The sequence below is a fragment of the Streptomyces cellostaticus genome (genome assembly GCF_023630175.1).
In the GTDB taxonomy this organism is placed as follows: Bacteria; Actinomycetota; Actinomycetes; order Streptomycetales; family Streptomycetaceae; genus Streptomyces; species Streptomyces cellostaticus_A.
Genome location: NZ_JALLIN010000018.1, coordinates 1 through 16,665, shown reverse-complemented (window position 1 = coordinate 16,665; position 16,665 = coordinate 1). Strand labels below are relative to the sequence as shown.

General features: G+C 73.5%; 16 protein-coding genes. 9 read left to right on the top strand and 7 right to left on the bottom strand.

Annotated elements, in window-relative coordinates; translation table 11 throughout:
* The first annotated feature begins 8 nt into the window (after nucleotides 1-8).
* Nucleotides 9-1,091 carry a Zn-dependent alcohol dehydrogenase gene (locus tag MXD57_RS13655; protein WP_250401658.1) on the top strand — a complete coding sequence of 361 codons (1,083 nt, stop codon included), beginning with the start codon at nucleotides 9-11 and terminating at the stop codon, nucleotides 1,089-1,091.
* 19 nt (nucleotides 1,092-1,110) lie between these two features.
* Here MXD57_RS13655 and MXD57_RS13650 read toward each other — a convergent pair whose 3' ends face one another.
* The 3 genes from MXD57_RS13650 to MXD57_RS13640 all read right to left on the bottom strand — a co-directional run bounded on the left by MXD57_RS13650 (nucleotide 1,111) and on the right by MXD57_RS13640 (nucleotide 3,631).
* The gene (locus MXD57_RS13650; protein WP_374114691.1) at nucleotides 1,111-2,046 is read right to left on the bottom strand and encodes a DMT family transporter; all 936 of its coding nucleotides are present in this window, start codon (nucleotides 2,044-2,046) and stop codon (nucleotides 1,111-1,113) included.
* A gap of 178 nt (nucleotides 2,047-2,224) precedes the next feature.
* Nucleotides 2,225-2,935: an ArsR/SmtB family transcription factor gene (locus tag MXD57_RS13645; protein ID WP_250401657.1), complete on the bottom strand. Its 711-nt coding sequence runs from the start codon at nucleotides 2,933-2,935 to the stop codon at nucleotides 2,225-2,227.
* A 54-nt stretch (nucleotides 2,936-2,989) separates the two neighbouring features.
* A complete protein-coding gene (locus MXD57_RS13640; RefSeq protein ID WP_250401656.1) occupies nucleotides 2,990-3,631 on the bottom strand; it encodes a TetR/AcrR family transcriptional regulator in 642 nt (213 codons plus the stop codon).
* A gap of 91 nt (nucleotides 3,632-3,722) precedes the next feature.
* Here MXD57_RS13640 and MXD57_RS13635 point away from each other — a divergent pair, with 91 nt between their 5' ends.
* The 3 genes from MXD57_RS13635 (at nucleotide 3,723) to MXD57_RS13625 (ending at nucleotide 5,993) form a co-directional block, all read left to right on the top strand.
* Entirely contained in the window at nucleotides 3,723-4,874 is a 1,152-nt protein-coding gene (locus tag MXD57_RS13635; protein ID WP_250401745.1) for an acyl-CoA dehydrogenase family protein, read from the top strand.
* 83 nt (nucleotides 4,875-4,957) lie between these two features.
* A complete protein-coding gene (locus tag MXD57_RS13630) occupies nucleotides 4,958-5,245 on the top strand; it encodes a YiaA/YiaB family inner membrane protein (RefSeq protein ID WP_250401655.1) in 288 nt (95 codons plus the stop codon).
* A 103-nt stretch (nucleotides 5,246-5,348) separates the two neighbouring features.
* Nucleotides 5,349-5,993 carry a TetR/AcrR family transcriptional regulator gene (locus tag MXD57_RS13625; RefSeq protein WP_250401654.1) on the top strand — a complete coding sequence of 215 codons (645 nt, stop codon included), beginning with the start codon at nucleotides 5,349-5,351 and terminating at the stop codon, nucleotides 5,991-5,993.
* Here the strand turns inward: MXD57_RS13625 and MXD57_RS13620 are convergent.
* Nucleotides 5,984-6,445, bottom strand: a complete 462-nt coding sequence (locus MXD57_RS13620) for a MaoC family dehydratase (RefSeq protein ID WP_250401653.1) — start codon at nucleotides 6,443-6,445, stop codon at nucleotides 5,984-5,986. The two genes, MXD57_RS13625 and MXD57_RS13620, sit on opposite strands and share 10 nt — an antisense overlap.
* Nucleotides 6,446-6,549: 104 nt before the next feature.
* On the opposite strand from MXD57_RS13620, the gene soxR reads away from it, so the two are divergent.
* On the top strand, nucleotides 6,550-7,008 hold the full coding sequence (soxR, locus tag MXD57_RS13615) for a redox-sensitive transcriptional activator SoxR (protein WP_250401652.1): 459 nt from the start codon (nucleotides 6,550-6,552) through the stop codon (nucleotides 7,006-7,008).
* A 91-nt stretch (nucleotides 7,009-7,099) separates the two neighbouring features.
* Here the strand turns inward: soxR and MXD57_RS13610 are convergent, their stop codons facing one another.
* A complete protein-coding gene (locus tag MXD57_RS13610) occupies nucleotides 7,100-7,702 on the bottom strand; it encodes a hypothetical protein (protein ID WP_250401651.1) in 603 nt (200 codons plus the stop codon).
* A 255-nt stretch (nucleotides 7,703-7,957) separates the two neighbouring features.
* On the opposite strand from MXD57_RS13610, the gene MXD57_RS13605 reads away from it, so the two are divergent.
* On the top strand, nucleotides 7,958-10,744 hold the full coding sequence (locus tag MXD57_RS13605) for a penicillin acylase family protein (protein WP_250401650.1): 2,787 nt from the start codon (nucleotides 7,958-7,960) through the stop codon (nucleotides 10,742-10,744).
* Nucleotides 10,745-10,765: 21 nt separating this feature from the next.
* Here the strand turns inward: MXD57_RS13605 and MXD57_RS13600 are convergent, their stop codons facing one another.
* Both MXD57_RS13600 and MXD57_RS13595 read right to left on the bottom strand, forming a co-directional pair.
* Nucleotides 10,766-12,052, bottom strand: coding sequence for a serine-threonine protein kinase (locus MXD57_RS13600; RefSeq protein ID WP_250401649.1), 1,287 nt, complete (start codon nucleotides 12,050-12,052; stop codon nucleotides 10,766-10,768).
* A gap of 81 nt (nucleotides 12,053-12,133) precedes the next feature.
* Nucleotides 12,134-13,360 (bottom strand): exo-beta-N-acetylmuramidase NamZ family protein, encoded by a 1,227-nt coding sequence (locus tag MXD57_RS13595; protein ID WP_250401648.1) that lies wholly within the window; start codon nucleotides 13,358-13,360, stop codon nucleotides 12,134-12,136.
* A gap of 182 nt (nucleotides 13,361-13,542) precedes the next feature.
* On the opposite strand from MXD57_RS13595, the gene MXD57_RS13590 reads away from it, so the two are divergent.
* The 3 genes from MXD57_RS13590 to MXD57_RS13580 are packed head-to-tail and all read left to right on the top strand — an operon-like array spanning nucleotide 13,543 to nucleotide 16,612.
* Nucleotides 13,543-14,316 (top strand): SDR family oxidoreductase, encoded by a 774-nt coding sequence (locus MXD57_RS13590; protein ID WP_250401647.1) that lies wholly within the window; start codon nucleotides 13,543-13,545, stop codon nucleotides 14,314-14,316.
* A complete protein-coding gene (locus MXD57_RS13585; RefSeq protein ID WP_250401646.1) occupies nucleotides 14,313-15,992 on the top strand; it encodes a class I adenylate-forming enzyme family protein in 1,680 nt (559 codons plus the stop codon). The genes MXD57_RS13590 and MXD57_RS13585 overlap by 4 nt, the downstream gene beginning before the upstream one ends.
* Nucleotides 15,993-16,018: 26 nt before the next feature.
* Complete coding sequence (locus MXD57_RS13580; RefSeq protein ID WP_250401645.1) at nucleotides 16,019-16,612, top strand: TetR/AcrR family transcriptional regulator; 594 nt, start codon at nucleotides 16,019-16,021, stop codon at nucleotides 16,610-16,612.
* Nucleotides 16,613-16,665 lie beyond the last annotated feature (53 nt).

Genomic DNA, 16,665 nt, shown 5'->3' with positions numbered 1-16,665 from the left:
AGCGAGCCATGGCCGTACGAGCCGCCGTCCTGCCCGCCATCGGCGCACCCCTGGAGATCACCGGCATCGAGCTGCCCGACCCGGGCCCCGGGCAGGTCCGCGTCCGCCTCGCCGCCGCCGGGGTCTGCCATTCCGACCTGTCCCTGTCCAACGGCACCATGCGGGTGCCGGTCCCGGCGGTCCTCGGCCACGAGGGCGCCGGCACCGTGGTGTCCGTGGGGGAGGGCGTCACCCACGTCGCGCCCGGCGCCCGTGTCGTCCTCAACTGGGCGCCGTCCTGCGGCACCTGCCACGCCTGCGCGCTCGGCGAGGTCTGGCTGTGCGCCAACGCGCTGGCCGGCGCGGTCGGCGTGCACGCCCGCGCGAGCGACGGCACCGAGCTCCACCCGGGCCTGAACGTCGCCGCCTTCGCGGAGGAGACGGTGGTCGCGGCGTCCTGCGTGCTGCCCCTGCCCGACGGCGTCCCGCTCGCCGACGCGGCCCTGCTCGGTTGCGCCGTCCTCACCGGTTACGGTGCCGTCCACCACTCGGCGCGGGTCCGGCAGGGCGAGACGGTCGCGGTGTTCGGCGCCGGCGGTGTCGGCCTCGCCGCGCTCCAGGCCGCCCGTATCGCCGGTGCCTCCCGGATCATCGCCGTGGACGTCTCACCGCGGAAGGAGGAACTGGCCCGCGCGGCCGGAGCCACCGACTACGTCCTCGCCTCGGACGCCACGGCCCGCGAGATCCGTGCCCTCACCGGCAAGCAGGGCGTCGACGTCGCCGTGGAGTGCGTGGGCCGCGCGGTCAGCATCCGCGCCGCCTGGGACTCCACCCGCCGGGGCGGCCGGACGACCGTGGTCGGCATCGGCGGCAAGGACCAGGAGGTCACCTTCAATGCCCTGGAGATCTTCCACTGGGGCCGCACGCTGTCCGGCTGCGTCTACGGCAACACCGACCCGGCCCGCGACGTCCCGGTCCTCGCCGAGCACGTGCGCGAGGGCCGGCTGGACCTCTCGGCGCTGGTCACCGAGCGGATCACGCTCGAGGGCATCCCGGCGGCCTTCGAGAACATGCTCGCGGGCAGGGGCGGCCGCTCGCTGGTGGTGTTCTGAGGGCCCGGCGACCGCGGGTTCAGCCGACCCGCTCGGGTCGCGGCTCCCCGGCCGCGACCCGGCGCGACCGTCCGGCCGTGCGGGACCGCGACACCGCCACGCCCGCCAGGCACAGCACCCCGCCCACCAGCGTGAGCGCCCCCGGCACCTCGCCGAGCACCAGCCACGACATCAGCACGACCAGCGCCGGCACGGCGTAGGTGGTCGCGCCCATCCGGCTGGCGGTGGTGCGGGCGAGGGCGTACGCCCACGTCGTGAAGGCCAGCGCGGTCGGGAAGACCCCCAGGTAGACCATGTCGAGGGTCGCCGACGCCGGAGCCCGGGCCGCCTCGCTCACCAGCCGCCCGGCGAACGGCAGGCAGACCACCGCGCCGACCAGACACCCGAACGTCGTCACCTGCAGGGCGCTGCCCTGCCCGAGGGCGGGCTTCTGCGACACGACCCCGGCGGCGTACGCCCCCGCCGCGAGCAGACACGCCGCCACCCCGAGCAGTGAGGCCCCGCCGCCCCCGGACGACATCGAGAGCCCCACGGTCACGGCGCCGGCGAAGGACACGGCCATCCCCGCCAGCAGCCGCGGCGGCATCGGGTCACCCAGCAGCCGGGCCCCGAGCAGTGCTATCAGCAGCGGGCCCACGTTCACGACCAGGGCGGCGGTACCGGCGTCCACCCGCTGCTCGCCCCAGTTCAGGGCGACCATGTAGAACCCGAACCAGAGCACCCCGGAAAGGGCTGTGCCGCGCCAGGCCGACCTCGGCGGCAGCCCCTCGCGCCGGACGACGCACAGGACGCCCAGCGTCAGCGCTCCGGCCAGCAGCCGGCCGAGCGCCAGCGCCCCCGGCGAGTAGGCGTCGCCCGCGCTGCGGATCGCCACGAAGGCGGAGGCCCAGAGCACGACGGTGAGGGCGGCAGCGGCGGCGGGCAGCAAGGGGTGGCGCGGGGCCTTCGGCATCATGCTCCTGAGGCTAGGCGGGACGGCGGGACACCGGCTGGCGGAAACGCGACGGCGCCCTGGGGCGGCGGCGCGGGCGCGGGCCGCGCCGGTGCGCGGCTCCGCCGGGCGGGTGCGACCGGCCGCGGCGGACCCGCGCCCGGCGCCCGGCACGCAGCGGCCTCCACCCCCGTGGCCGCGCTCAGCACAACGCCTCCCGCCCGATGCCCAGCAGCTCGTGCAGCGCCCGCTCACCCGGCGCGGTGACCCGCACCGCCCGTTCGGAACCGATCCGCACGCACCAGCCCGCGTCCAGCGCGTGGCGGCACAGCGCCGCGCCCGCCGCACCCGCGAGATGGGGCCGCCGCTCGGTCCAGTCCAGGCACGCCCGGGCCAGGGGCCGCCGGGCCGACCGGTCGAGCGGGATGCCCGCCGCGCCGTACCAGCGCAGTCCCGCGTCCGTCAGCGCGAACCCGGTGTCCTGGCGCAGCAGCCCCCGCTCGGTGAACGCGTCCGTGATCGCGATGCCCAGCCGGCCGGCGAGATGGTCGTAGCAGGTACGGCCCCGGGCCATCGCCGAGCCCGCGCTGGACTCCCGCAGCGTGCGCGGGCGCGCGGTCCCCGCGGGCGTCACCTGGGCGGCCAGGTCCTCGACGAGCTGGGCCGTGCGCGTGTCGGCCAGCCGCACGTACCGGTGCCGCCCCTGCCGTTCCTGTGCGAGCAGCCCGCCGGCGACCAGCCTGCCCAGGTGCTCACTGAGCGTGGACGGGGCCACCCCGGCGTGCCGGGCCAGTTCCCCGGCGGTCCAGGCCCGTCCGTCCAGCAGCGCCAGCAGACAGGCGGCCCGCGTCTCGTCGGCGACCAGCGAGGCGAGCGCGGCGAGCCCGGCGGCCCGGGAGTCCTTGGTGGCCATGCGTCCAGCATGCGGCACCGGCGTTTCGGCGCCGGCCGAAACGTCCACGCGCCCTCACACGCTCCGCCGCGCCTGTTCGTACTGCTGCCCCAGCCCGTCGAGCAGTGCGCTCAGCCCGGTCTCGAAGGCCCGCTCGTCGATCTTCTCCTGCTGCTCGGCGAGCAGGTGGGCCTGCCCGAGGTGGGGGTAGTCGCACGGGTCGTAGGCACTGGCGTCGTCCACGAAGCCGCCCGCGAAGGAGCCGAGCGCGGAGCCCATGATGAAGTACCGCATCAGCGCGCCGATGGACGTGGCCTGTGCCGGCGGCCAGCCCGCGTCGACCATCGCGCCGTACACGGCGTCGGCCAGCCGCAGGGCGGCGGGGCGGCGGCCGGGCCCGCGGGCCAGCACCGGGACGATGTTGGGGTGGTCGCGCAGCGCGGTCCGGTAGGAGACGGCCCAGTCGCGCAGTGCCGTCCGCCAGTCCCGGCCGTCCTCGAACATCGTCAGGTCGACCTGTCCGCTCACCGAGTCCGCGACCGCCTCCAGGATCTCGTCCTTGGTGCGGAAGTGGTTGTAGAGCGAGGGGCCGCTCACTCCCAGCTCGGTGGCGAGCCGCCGGGTGGAGACGGCCGCCAGGCCCTCCGCGTCCACGAGTTCCCGGGCCGTCTCGACGATCCGGTCGGTGCTGAGGAGGGGCTTGCGCGGTCGGGCCATGGCGCACATAGTAGGGCCGGGAAGAGAAACTAGCAGTGCTAATTTAAATGTACGTCTTTCAAGATCCTTATCCGTGTGGGGTGATCGCGTGGTGAACCTGGAGCTGAGCGACGAGCAGACCGCCGTACGGCAGCTCGCCCGGGACTTCGTCGAGCGTGAGATCACCCCGCACGTGGTCGACTGGGACCGGTCCGAGGAGGTCGACCGGGGCATCGTGAAGAAGCTCGGCGAGGTCGGCTTCCTGGGCCTGACCATCGACGAGGAGCACGGCGGCTCCGGCGGCGACCATCTCGCGTACTGCCTGGTCACCGAGGAGCTGGGGCGCGGCGACTCCTCGGTGCGCGGGATCGTGTCGGTGTCCCTGGGGCTGGTCGCCAAGTCGGTCGCCGCCTGGGGGAGCGAGGAGCAGAAGCGGCGCTGGCTGCCGGGGCTGACCTCCGGCGCGTACGTCGGCTGCTTCGGGCTCACCGAGCCCGGCACCGGCTCCGACGCGGGCAACCTCTCCACCCGCGCGGTGCGCGACGGCGACGGCTTCGTCCTGAGCGGGACCAAGATGTTCATCACCAACGGCACCTGGGCCGACGTCGTGCTCCTCTTCGCCCGCTCCACCGACGCCCCGGGCCACCGGGGCGTCTCCGCCTTCCTGGTGCCCACGGACACCGCCGGCCTGACCCGCCGCACTGTCCACGGCAAGCTCGGCCTGCGCGGTCAGGCCACCGCCGAACTGGTCCTGGACGATGTGCGGGTGCCCGCCTCGGCGCTGGTGGGCGAGGAGGGCAAGGGCTTCTCCGTCGCCATGTCCGCGCTGGCCAAGGGGCGGATGTCGGTCGCCGCCGGATGCGTCGGCATAGCCCAGGCCGCGCTGGACGCGGCCGTGCGGTACGCCGGCGAGCGCGAGCAGTTCGGCAAGCCCATCGCCCGGCACCAGCTCGTGCAGGAACTGATCAGCGACATCGCCGTCGACGTGGACGCCGCCCGGCTGCTCACCTGGCGGGTCGCCGACCTGATCGACCGCGGCCGGCCGTTCGCCGTCGAGTCCTCCAAGGCCAAGCTGTTCGCCTCCGAGGCCGCCGTCCGCGCCGCCAACAACGCCCTCCAGGTCTTCGGCGGCTACGGCTACATCGACGAGTACCCGGCCGGCAAGCTGCTGCGCGACGCCCGCGTGATGACCCTCTACGAGGGCACCAGCCAGATCCAGAAGCTGCTCATCGGGCGGGAGCTCACCGGGGTCTCCGCCTTCTGAGTCGTTCGTACCGGTCCTCCTGAGTAGCCGTTCTGAGTATCCCGGCGGATGTGGCGCGGGCCGCGTCCGCCGATGCTCGTCCCATGAGTGACACACCGGTCAAGCAGCAGAACACGGCCGCCTTCTACGGTCAGGCCGTCGCCTCCTTCGCGGTCGCCATGGCGGCCACCGCCGTCGGCATCCTCCGGCTCGACGCCGACGCCTGGGTGCGGTCGTTCCTGGCCATCGCCGTCCTCTACCTCGTCACCTCGGCCTTCACCCTCGCCAAGGTGATCCGGGACCGGCAGGAAGCCGGGCGGATCGTCAGCCGCGTCGACCAGGCCCGGCTGGAGAAGCTGCTCGCCGAGCACGATCCCTTCGAGAAGCTCTGAGCGGCGCCGGTGGCCCGCGCACCTCACCGAACGGCCGCTCTAAGCGAGCGCTCACCTTCGGCGGTATGGTGGTGCTCCTGTCACCGAGAGGGGCGAGCGAGCGATGAGTACGGCGGAGGAGACGACCGGCGGCGAGGTCGAGCCGTGGGAACAGGTCACCCCTGACGCGGCGCGGCGGCTGCTGGTCGCGGCCGTGGAGGCCTTCGCCGAGCGCGGCTACCACGCGACGACGACCCGCGACATCGCGGGCCGCGCCGGTATGAGCCCGGCCGCGCTCTACATCCACTACAAGACCAAGGAGGAGCTGCTCCACCGGATCAGCAGGCTGGGCCACGACAAGGCCCTGGACATCCTGCGCACGGCGGCCCGGCGCGAGGGCACCGCCACCGAGCGGCTCTCCGACGCCGTCAGCTCCTTCGTCCGCTGGCACGCCGGGCGGCGCACCACCGCGCGGGTCGTGCAGTACGAACTCGACGCCCTCGGTCCCGCGGCCCGCGCCGAGATCGTCGCGCTGCGCCGCCAGGTCGACGCCGAGGTGCGCGGCATCATCGACGACGGTGTCGCCGCGGGCGAGTTCCGGGTGCCGGACGTGCAGGGCACCACCCTGGCGGTGCTGTCCCTCTGCATCGACGTGGCCCGCTGGTTCAACGTGGACGGGCCCCGCACGCCCGAGGAGGTCGGCACGCTCTACGCCGGCCTCGTGCTGCGCATGGTGGGCGCCGAGCCGGCCGCCCCGGCTCAGAGGTAGTACCGGGACACCGACTCCGCGACGCACACGGGCTTCTGCCCGCCCTCCCGCTCCACGGTGAAGGCGAGGGTCACCTGGATGCCGTCCTTGACGTCCTCGACGCCGGTGATGGCCGCGGTGGCGCGCAGCCGCGAGCCCACCGGGACGGGGGAGGGGAACCGGACCTTGTTCGTGCCGTAGTTGACGCCCATCCGCACGCCCTCGACCCGCAGAAGCTGCGGGCCGAAGAGCGGCAGCAGGGACAGGGTGAGATAGCCGTGCGCGATGGTGGTGCCGAACGGTCCCGTGGCGGCCCTCTCCGGGTCCACGTGGATCCACTGGTGGTCCCCGGTCGCCTCCGCGAACAGGTCGATCCGCTTCTGGTCGATCTCCAGCCAGTCCGTGTGGCCGAGCTGTTCGCCCACGGCGCCCTTCAGCTCGTCGGGGGAGGTGAAGGTCCTCGGTTCTGCCATGTTCCCGGCCTCTCGCTCGCGTTCCTAAGCAACTGCTTAGCATGGTCGGGTGCGAGGGCGATGTCAACGGATGGCGGGCCGGCCGGGTCGGTAGGCTCTGCCGGGTGCCCCAGATCCCCGAGACGGTCCACGAGCTGACCGTCGGCCAGTTGTCCGCGCGCAGCGGTGCCGCCGTCTCCGCCCTGCACTTCTACGAGTCCAAGGGGCTGATCGCCAGCCGCCGCACCGCCGGCAACCAGCGCCGCTACACCCGTGACACCCTGCGCCGGGTCGCCTTCGTCCGTGCGGCCCAGCGGGTGGGCATCCCGCTGGCGACGATCCGCGAGGCCCTGGCCCGGCTCCCCGAGGAGCGGACCCCGACCCGCTCGGACTGGGCCCGCCTCTCGCAGGCGTGGCGCTCCGAACTCGACGAGCGCATCCGCCGGTTGAATCGGCTCAGGGATCACCTCACCGACTGCATCGGCTGCGGCTGCCTGTCCCTGGACAACTGCGTCCTGTCCAATCCGGACGACATCTCGGGCAGCCGCCTCACCGGCTCCCGCCTGCTGACGGAAGGGCCGTAGCGGCGCGGCCGGGCCCGGCCGGGCGCGTCAGGGGTGCGGGTTCCCCCGGCGCACCCCTGACGCGTCACCGCCGGTCGGGCCGGGCCGTGGATCAGGCCGACATCAGCAGCCGTTCGCTTCTGGAGCAGGCCAGCGCCCGCGGGGTGAGTACGGGCCGGGGCACGAGGATGCCGCAGTCCGTGCAGACCGGGCCGGACGACGGATCGTGGTCGAGGCCGTACCGCCAGGCCAGCCGCTCGCCGTCGCAGACCGGACAGCACCCGCCCGGCTCCCGGTTCAGGGCCGTGATGAGCCGGCGCAGCACCTCCGCCAGCGGCTCGCCGGGATGGATCCGGGGGTCGTCGCACCAGGCGACGCCGAACCCGCCCCAGGTCATCCGGTGCCAGTCGTCCACCGTCCCCGGCCGGCGCAGCCCGTCGTGCTTCTCCTTCTTGCGGCGCTCGGCGAACTCGGCCTCGTAGCCGAGCCAGACCGCCCGCGCCTCCTCCAACTCCTCCAGTGCGGCCACGAGCCGCACCGGGTCGGGGGACCGGTCCTCCGGACCGAAACCGGCCCGGGAGCACAGGTGGTCCCAGGTCGCCCGGTGTCCGTAAGGAGCGAACCGCTCCAGGCACTTGCGCAGCGAGTAGCGCCGCAGCGCCAGATCACACCGCGGATCTCGCACCTGTCTCGCCAGACTTCGGAATCCGGCCATCGCCATGCACCTCCGTCACACCCGCGTCCGCTCTTGCGTCACTTCTCCGTCGCCGTACGGGTTCCTCGCGACGTCGTCGAATAGACGTATCGACACACGATCCGGCTCCATCCGTTTTCCGATGCCCTCCCATAAGGCGCCCCTGGTTGACCGCCGGGCGCCGCTCCGGTGACTCCGAAAGTTGACGCATGTTCATCTTCAATCTCGGGGATACCGGCGGTAACGTCCGGCCCACCCCCGTCGGGAGGAGCTGCCATGCCACGGCGCGCCCCGCGCAACGTGCTGTTCGACGAAGTGAGAACTCCCCGCAGGCTCAACGGGTTCCTGAAGGCGGCGTCGATATGCGTTCTCGTCGCCGGACTTCTCTCCCCGGTCGCCCGGGCCACCGCCGCCGAGCCCGCCACCTCGAACGACTACTGCGGCGGCCGGTGCTCGGACGTCCTGCCGCCCGGTGAGAACGGCAACGCCACCCTCGCCCAGATCCTGCTCAACCAGGTCTTCGGGACCCAGCCCGCACACGCCGAGGACCAGCTCGGCCCCTACGCCGGCCTGGCCACCGGATATCGCGGGCTTACCGACGCGAAGATCAACACCTTCTTCAACGACGCGTCGTTCGGCGTCCCTTCCGACCAGGTCGCCTCCACCGAGAAGCCGGCCGGCCGCGGTGACGTGACCATCGTCCGCGACAAGAAGACCGGTGTGCCGCACATCACAGGCGCCACCCGGTACGGCACCGAGTTCGGCGCCGGGTACGCGGCCGCGGAGGACCGGCTGTGGCTGATGGACGTCTTCCGGCACGTGGGCCGCGGGCAGCTCACCGGCTTCGCGGGCGGCGCGGCCGCCAACCAGGGCCTGGAGCAGCAGTTCTACCGTGACGCGCCGTACACCGAGGCGGATCTGCAGACGCAGATCGACAACGCCGTCGCCCGCAACGGCACCCGCGGACAGCAGGCCCTCGCCGACGCGGACGCCTATCTCGACGGCATCAACTCCTACATCGACGCCTCCGACAGGGGCCGCTACTTCCCCGGTGAGTACGTCCTGACCGGCCACAAGAACGCCATCACCAACGCCGGCACCATAGACCACTTCAAGATCACCGACCTGGTGGCCCTGGCCTCCGTCATCGGCTCGCTGTTCGGCTCCGGCGGGGGCGGGGAGGTGAACAACGCCCTCTCCCTGATCGCCGCCCAGTCCCGCTACGGCGTGGAGGAGGGCACCAGGGTCTGGGAGTCGTTCCGGATGCGCAACGACGCCGAGGCGGCCCTCACCGTCCACGACGGGAGCAGCTTCCCGTACGCGGGCCGGCCCGCCGATCCCAGGGGGACGGCGCTGCCCGACGCCGGCTCGGTGACCGAGGAGCCGCTCGTGCACGACCGCACCGGCAGCGCCGCCACCGCGAGCGCGAGGAGCGCCTCCGACGCGGCCGCCCGGACCGCGCTCGGCTCCGCCCGGCGCGGCATGTCCAACGCCCTCGTGGTCAGCGGCGAGTACACCGCCGGCGGCCATCCCGTCGCCGTCTTCGGACCGCAGACCGGCTACTTCGCCCCGCAACTGCTCATGCTCCAGGAGATCCAGGGCCCCGGCATCAGCGCCCGCGGCGCCTCCTTCGCGGGCCTGAGCATGTACGTCGAACTCGGCCGAGGCCAGGACTACTCCTGGAGCGCGACCACCTCCGGCCAGGACATCATCGACACCTACGCCGTCGAGCTGTGCCAGGACGACCACCACTACCTCTACCACGGCACCTGCACCGCCATGGACCAGGTCGAGCGGAAGAACGCCTGGAAGCCCACCGCGGCGGACGGCACCGCCGCGGGCTCGTACACGATGCGGGTGTGGCGCACGAAGTACGGGCCGGTGCGGTACCGCGCGACGGTGGGCGGCAAGAAGGTCGCCTACACCACCCTGCGCTCCTCCTACCTGCACGAGGCCGACTCGATCATCGGCTTCCAGATGCTGAACGACCCCGGCTACGTCAAGGGCCCGGAGGACTTCCGGAGCGCGGCCCAGCACATCAACTACACCTTCAACTGGTTCTACGCCGACTCGCAGCACACCGCCTACTACAACAGCGGCGACAACCCGGTCCGGGCGAGCGGCGTCGACGCCGAGTTCCCGGTGCTGGCCGAGCCGGCCTACGAGTGGCGGAACTGGGACCCGGCCACCAACACGGCCGACTACACCCCGGCTTCCGCCCATCCGAACTCCGTCGACCAGGACTACTACATCTCCTGGAACAACAAGCAGGCCGAGGACTACACGACCGCGTCCTGGGGCGACGGCTCCGTGCACCGCGGCGACCTGCTCGCCGACCGGGTGGCGGGACTGGTCGCGACCGGCGGGGTGACCCGCGCCGCACTGGTGCAGGCCATGGCGGACGCGGCCCTCACCGACCTGCGCGCCGAGGACGTCCTGCCCGAACTGCTGCGGGTGATCGGCTCCTCGCCGGTGACCGACTCCACGGCCGCCGCCGCGGTGAGCAGGCTCCAGGCGTGGGTGACCGCCGGGGCCCGGCGTACCGAGACCTCCGCGGGCTCCAGGAAGTACGCCGACGCGGACGCCATCCGGATCCTGGACGCCTGGTGGCCGCTGCTGGTGAAGGCCGAGTTCGAACCGGGCCTGGGCGGCGACCTGTACACCGCGTTCACCCGCAACCTCCCCGTGGACGAGACCCCGTCGGCCGGCCACGGCCCCACCGGATCGCACGCCGGCAGCTCCTTCCAGTACGGCTGGTGGAGCTATGTCGACAAGGACCTCCGGGCGGTGCTCGGCGAACCCGTGCGGGACGGCCTGGCGCGGAAGTACTGCGGCGGCGGCAGCCTCGCCGCCTGCCGGGACGCCCTGATCGCGACCCTGAAGGAGGCGGCCGGACGGACCGCGGCCCAGGTCTACCCCGGCGACGACCAGTGCTCGGCGGGCGACCAGTGGTGCGCCGACTCCATCGCGCAGCGTCCCCTGGGCGGCATCAAGCACGGCAGGATCAGCTGGCAGAACCGGCCCACCTTCCAGCAGGTCGTGGAGTACACCTCGCACCGGTGACGGCCGGGCGACGGCGGCGGGTCACCCGATACGGCCCGCCGCCAGCACCACCCGCGCCAGCTCCGGGTGCGCGATGTCGCTGTGCGCCCCGCTCGGCGCACCGCCGCGCCGCACCACCGCCGCGGCGTCGACGTTCACGCAGCCCGACGCGGGCAGCGGGCCGCGCAGGGCCGCGGCGAGGGTCAGGGTGCCGGTCCCCGGCACCCCCTGCACCCCGTCGTGGCCCATCGCCCCCCAGCGCTCGCCCAGCATCCGGCCCAGCGCGAGCCCGCCGACCGAGCGGTCGTCGTCAGCGCAGCGCGACGCCAGCGGGTAGAACGTGGCGAGTGCCGAGTCGAAGCGCGAGTAGCAGCACACCAGTGGCCCGTCGATCCGCCGCTGCCGGCCGCTGAGCGCCCCCGCGCGGTCCGGGTCGTGCGGCAGCCGGGCGGCGAACGCGTAGTGGGAGAAGGCGCCCTGGAGCAGCGTCACGGACTTCACCGCGCGCACCCCGGCGGGCAGCCCGCGCAGCGCGAAGGACACCAGCCGCCCGCCGAAGCTGTGCCCGACCAGATGCACCCGCACGCCCGGCGCCGCCGCGGCCAGCCGCCCGAGGACCGGCCCCAGCCCGTGCTCGCCGACCGTCCCGGCACGCCGCTTCATGGTGTAGTACGTGGCCTGCCGCAGGAGTTCCTTGGCGCCGTTCCAGGGGTTCGGCAGCGTGAACCCCTCCGCCGGGTCGAGGCCCGCCAGGGCGCCGGCCAGCTCCGCGCAGGCCGCCGCCGGGTCCTGGCGGAACAGGACCGGCCCGTCCTCCTCCGGGAGGTCCGCCACCTCGGGCGCGCCCGGTCCCGGCTCGACGAGCAGGCGCACCAGCCGCCCGAACTCCGCGAGCCCCCCGTCCCCGGCCGGCCGCTCGTCCAGCAGCCGGGCCAGCCGGTCGAGCACGTCGGCCCGGCCCGGGAAGGCGGCGGCCAGGGCGCGCCGGGTGTCCCGGTCCAGCACGGCGCCCGGCGCCGCCTGCGCCGCCACCGACCGGGGCAGGTCCCCGATGGGCTCGTCGCAGAACCGCATCGACGGCCAGACGACGCCGACGTACCCGATCCGGGCCCGCGGGGCGAGGCCCGGGACCGGGGCGAAGAACCTGCGGTACAGCGCCGTCGCGCCGGACCGGTCGTTGTTCCAGCCGTGCGCGAAGACGATCAGGTCACGGACGCCGCGGTCCCCGACCCCGGCCCGCAGCCGGTCCCGTTCGGAGCCGTCCACGTCCCCGTCCGCGTCGAAGGTCAGCTCCCAGTAGGGAGTCACGCTCATCCCAGGATCCGCCATGACAGGCTCCCTCGTGCCCCGAAACGGTGCGTTCCGGGCGCATCGTCCTGCGGGCCGGGGGAGTTGGCCAGAGGGGGCGGCTCACCTGTAGAGCAGGTACTGCCCGCGGACCCGCCGGAACGCCGCCAGCTCGTCCTGCCAGGCGCCGACGACCTCGTCGGTGTCCGCGCCCGCGTCGATCATCGTGCGCACCCGGGTGGAGCCGGTGAGCTTGTCGATCCAGTCGTCCGGGCGCCAGGCGAAGCCGTCCCAGACCCTGCGGGCGGTCACCAGCAGCGCGATCCCGGTGCGCACCGGGTCGAACGCCGCGCGGTCGTGCACGTGGATCTGCACGCCCCCGACCGTCTTCCCCTGGAACTTGGAGAACGTGGGCGTGAAGTACGCCTCCCGGAACCGCACGCCCGGCAGCCCGGCCGCGTTGGCCGCGGCCGCCCACCGCCCGTCGACGCCCTCGGCCCCGAGCAGCTCGAACGGCCGGGTCGTACCGCGCCCCTCGGAGAGGTTGGTGCCCTCGAACATGCAGGTCCCCGAGTACACCAGCGCGGTGTCCGGGGTGGGCATGTTCGGGCTCGGCGGCACCCAGGGCAGGCCCGTGGCGTCGAGGAACCGGTCGCGCTTCCAGCCCGTCATCAGGACCGTCTCCAGCGGGACGGGCCCGTCCAGGAACTCCCCGTTGAACAGCCGGGCCAGCTCGGCCACCGTCATCCCGTGCGCCTGGGCGATCGGCTGCCGGCCGACGAACGTGGCGAACTCCCGGTGCAGCACCGGCCCCTGGGCCGAGCGGCCGGTCACCGGGTTGGGCCGGTCGAGCACGACGAAGCTCTTGCCCGCCAGCCCGGCCGCCTCCATGCAGTCGTAGAGGGTCCAGATGTACGTGTAGAAACGCGCGCCGACGTCCTGGATGTCGAAGACGACCGTGTCCACGCCGGAGGCGGTGAAGACGTCGGCCAGCGGCTGCCCGCTCTTCAGATACGTGTCGTAGACCGGCAGCCCGGTCGCCGGGTCGTCGTAGCGGCCCTCGGAGCCGCCGGCCTGAGCGGTGCCCCGGAAGCCGTGCTCCGGGCCGAAGACGGCGGTCAGCCGCACTCGGGGGTCCGCGTGCATGACGTCGACGATGTGCCGGGCGTCCCGGGTGATGCCGGTGGGATTGGTGACGACGCCGACGCGCCGGCCGTCGAGGACGCGGTACCCGTCGGCCGCGAGCTGCTCGAAGCCCGTGCGCGGGTGCTCCGCGGCGGTCGCCGGGACCGCCGGGAGGGTGGCGGTGACCGAGGCCGCCGCCAGTACGCTCCGTCTGGACAGGTGCACGAGGAGACCTCCGTGGCTGAGGAGTGCGGGCCGTGCGTGGCGGGGTCGCGCCCACGCCGCGGAGCCGCGCACCGGGAACGGCCCCGCGCCCCTAGGTTTGATCCGGCCGCCCTTCCCTCACACATACCGACCGGTTAGTCTGGCCGTCGCCGAGCCGAGTCGCGTCGTGTAGAAGGAGACCGATGGTGGAAGCCGTGCGGGATGCGGGAGTGGTCGTCACCGGAGCGGGCGGGGGGATCGGGGCCGCGCTGGCCCGGCGGTTCGCCACCGAGGGCGCCCGCGTGGTGGTCAACGACCTGGACGCGGCCAAGGCAGGGTCCGTGGCCGCGGAGATCGGCGGGATCGCGGTGCCCGGCGACGCCTCGGCCGTCGTCGACGCGGCCCGTGACGCCCTCGGCGGCATGGTGGACGTCTACTGCGCCAACGCGGGCGTCGCCTTCGAGGACCCCGGAGCCGGGACAGCCCTGGACGAGCGGGCCTGGGCGCTGTCCTGGGACGTCAACGTGATGGCGCACGTCCGCGCCGCCCATGCGCTGCTGCCCGGCTGGCTGGAGCGCGGCGCCGGCCGGTTCGTCTCCACCGTCTCGGCCGCCGGGCTGCTGACCATGATCGGTGCCCCCTCCTACGCCGTCACCAAGCACGGTGCGCTGGCCTTCGCCGAGTGGCTCTCACTCACCTACCGCCACCGGGGGGTCAAGGTGCACGCCATCTGCCCCCAGGGGGTCCGCACCGACATGCTGGCCGCCACCGGCAGCGCGGGCGACCTGGTGCTCCAGCCCACCGCGATCGAGCCGGAGGACGTCGCCGACGCCCTCTTCCGGGGCATCGAGGACGACCGCTTCCTGATCCTGCCGCATCCCGAGGTGGCCGAGTTCCACCAGGCGCGGGCGGCGGCCCCCGACCGCTGGCTGTCCGGCATGAACCACATCCAGCGCAAGTGGGAGGCCGCCCGGTGAACGACTCCCGCTACGCGACCCGGCCCTGGCTGGCCCTGCTCGACGAGGCCCAGCGGGCCCCGGTCGAGCCCGCCGACTCCCTGGTGCACGCCCTGCGCCGCGCGGTGGCCGAGGCCCCCGACCGCACCTTCCTCACCTACTTCGACGCCTGCCTCGGCTACCGCGAGGCCGACGAGCTGAGCGACTCGGTCGCCGGCCACCTCGCCGGGCGCGGTCTGGAACGCGGCGACCGGGTCGCCGTACTGCTGCAGAACTCCCCGCACTTCGTGCTCGCGGTCCTCGGCGCCTGGAAGGCGGGCGCCACCGTCGTGCCCGTCAACCCGATGTACAAGTCGGCCGAGGTCGCCCACGTGCTGCGGGACGGCGAGGTCGCCGCGCTGATCTGCTCCGACCGGTCCTGGGAGTCCTACCTGCGCGACACGGCCGCCGACTCGCCGGTGCGGATCGTGCTCACCGCCTGCGAGCTGGACTTCCAGACCCGCGACGACCCGCGTGTGCTCGCCTTCCAGCGGCTGCCCCAGGCCCCCGACGCCGACGACCTCGTGGCCGTGGCCCGGCAGGGCGGCCGGGCTCCGGCGGGCCGCGACCCGCGCCCCGGCGACATCGCCCTCATCAGCTACACCTCGGGCACCAGCGGCACCCCCAAGGGCGCCACCAACACCCACGCCAACATCATGTACAACGCCGAGCGCCAGCGGACCGGCCTCGCCCTGCCCGAGGCACCCGTCTACCACGCGCTCGCGCCCCTCTTCCACATCACCGGGATGGTCTGCCAGCTCGGCGCCTGTCTGAACAGCGCCGGCACCCTGGTGCTCACCTACCGCTTCGAGCCGGGTGTGGTCCTGGCCGCCTTCGCCGAGCACCGCCCGCACTACACGGTCGGCCCGTCCACCGCGTTCATGGCCCTCGCGGCGCACCCGGACGTCACCCCGGAGCACTTCTCGTCGTTCGCGAACATCTCCTCCGGCGGCGCGCCGGTTCCGCCCGCCCTGGTCGAGCGGTTCCGCGAGCGCTTCGGGCCCTACATCCGCACCGGCTACGGCCTCACCGAGTGCACCGCGCCCTGCGCCTCCGTGCCGCCCGGCCTGGAGGCGCCCGTCGACCCGGTCTCCGGGACGCTCTCGGTCGGCCTGCCCGGCGCCGACACGGTGGTCCGGATCGTGGACGACCGCGGCGAGGAGCTGCCCTTCGGGGAGCAGGGCGAGATCGTCGTACGCGGCCCGCAGGTCGTCCCCGGCTACTGGCGGCGCCCCGACGCCACCGCCGAGACCTTCCCGGACGGCGAACTGCGCACCGGCGACATCGGGTTCATGGACGAGCGGGGCTGGCTCTACGTCGTCGACCGCAAGAAGGACATGATCAACGCGTCCGGCTTCAAGGTCTGGCCGCGCGAGGTCGAGGACGTCCTGTACACCCATCCGGCGGTGCGCGAGGCGGCGGTCGTCGGCGTCCCCGACGGCTACCGCGGCGAGACCGTGAAGGCCTACATCAGCCTGCGCCCGGGCGCCGCCCCGGACCCGGGTGAACTCGCGGCGTACTGCAGGGAGAGACTGGCCGCCTACAAATACCCGCGCCAGGTGGAGATCCTGCCCGACCTGCCGAAGACGGCGAGTGGGAAGATCCTCCGGCGGGAACTGCGCACCCGGGCGCAGGACAGCGGGAACGACAGTCGATAGACACGACGGAAAGGCAGGTGGCGGCAGTGCCCAGGACGACGGACGGAGACGGTACGCCCGTCCCGCGGCGGCTGCTGGACGCCGCCACCCGCCTCTTCGCCGAGCAGGGCTACGACCGCACCTCGGTGCAGGAGATCGTGGAGGCGGCCGGCGTCACCAAGGGGGCGCTGTACCACTACTTCGGTTCCAAGGACGACCTGCTGCACGAGGTGTACGCGCGCGTGCTGCGCATCCAGCAGGAGCGCCTCGACACCTTCGCGAACGCGGACGAGCCGGTGGAGAGGCGGCTCAGGGGCGCGGCGGCGGACGTCGTCGTCACGACGATCGAGAACCTCGACGACGCGATGATCTTCTTCCGCTCCATGCACCATCTGAGCCCCGAGAAGAACAAGCAGGTGCGCGCCGAGCGCCGGCGCTACCACGAGCGCTTCCGCGCGCTCATCGAGGAGGGCCAGCGCGAGGGCGTCTTCTCCACCGCTACCCCGGCCGACCTGGTCGTGGACTACCACTTCGGCTCGGTCCACCACCTGTCGACCTGGTACCGCCCCGACGGCCCGCTCACCCCGCAGCAGGTCGCCGACCACCTCGCCGACCTGCTGCTGCGGGCGCTGCGCCCGTAACCGGGCACGAGCGGTGGGGGGCGACCCCCCCGGCCGTCGCCCCCCACCCCCGC

Bases quoted from the DNA above. Each gene is read 5' to 3' on its own strand.
- MXD57_RS13590 (WP_250401647.1), top strand. From the start codon at position 13,543: ATGGTGGAAGCCGTGCGGGATGCGGGAGTGGTCGTCACCGGAGCGGGC.
- MXD57_RS13620 (WP_250401653.1), bottom strand. From the start codon at position 6,445: ATGGCAGAACCGAGGACCTTCACCTCCCCCGACGAGCTGAAGGGCGCC.
- MXD57_RS13640 (WP_250401656.1), bottom strand. From the start codon at position 3,631: ATGGCCCGACCGCGCAAGCCCCTCCTCAGCACCGACCGGATCGTCGAG.
- MXD57_RS13645 (WP_250401657.1), bottom strand. From the start codon at position 2,935: ATGGCCACCAAGGACTCCCGGGCCGCCGGGCTCGCCGCGCTCGCCTCG.
- MXD57_RS13600 (WP_250401649.1), bottom strand. From the start codon at position 12,052: ATGGCGGATCCTGGGATGAGCGTGACTCCCTACTGGGAGCTGACCTTC.
- MXD57_RS13625 (WP_250401654.1), top strand. From the start codon at position 5,349: ATGAGTACGGCGGAGGAGACGACCGGCGGCGAGGTCGAGCCGTGGGAA.
- MXD57_RS13655 (WP_250401658.1), top strand. From the start codon at position 9: ATGGCCGTACGAGCCGCCGTCCTGCCCGCCATCGGCGCACCCCTGGAG.
- MXD57_RS13650 (WP_374114691.1), bottom strand. From the start codon at position 2,046: ATGATGCCGAAGGCCCCGCGCCACCCCTTGCTGCCCGCCGCCGCTGCC.
- MXD57_RS13610 (WP_250401651.1), bottom strand. From the start codon at position 7,702: ATGGCCGGATTCCGAAGTCTGGCGAGACAGGTGCGAGATCCGCGGTGT.
- MXD57_RS13605 (WP_250401650.1), top strand. From the start codon at position 7,958: ATGCCACGGCGCGCCCCGCGCAACGTGCTGTTCGACGAAGTGAGAACT.
- MXD57_RS13630 (WP_250401655.1), top strand. From the start codon at position 4,958: ATGAGTGACACACCGGTCAAGCAGCAGAACACGGCCGCCTTCTACGGT.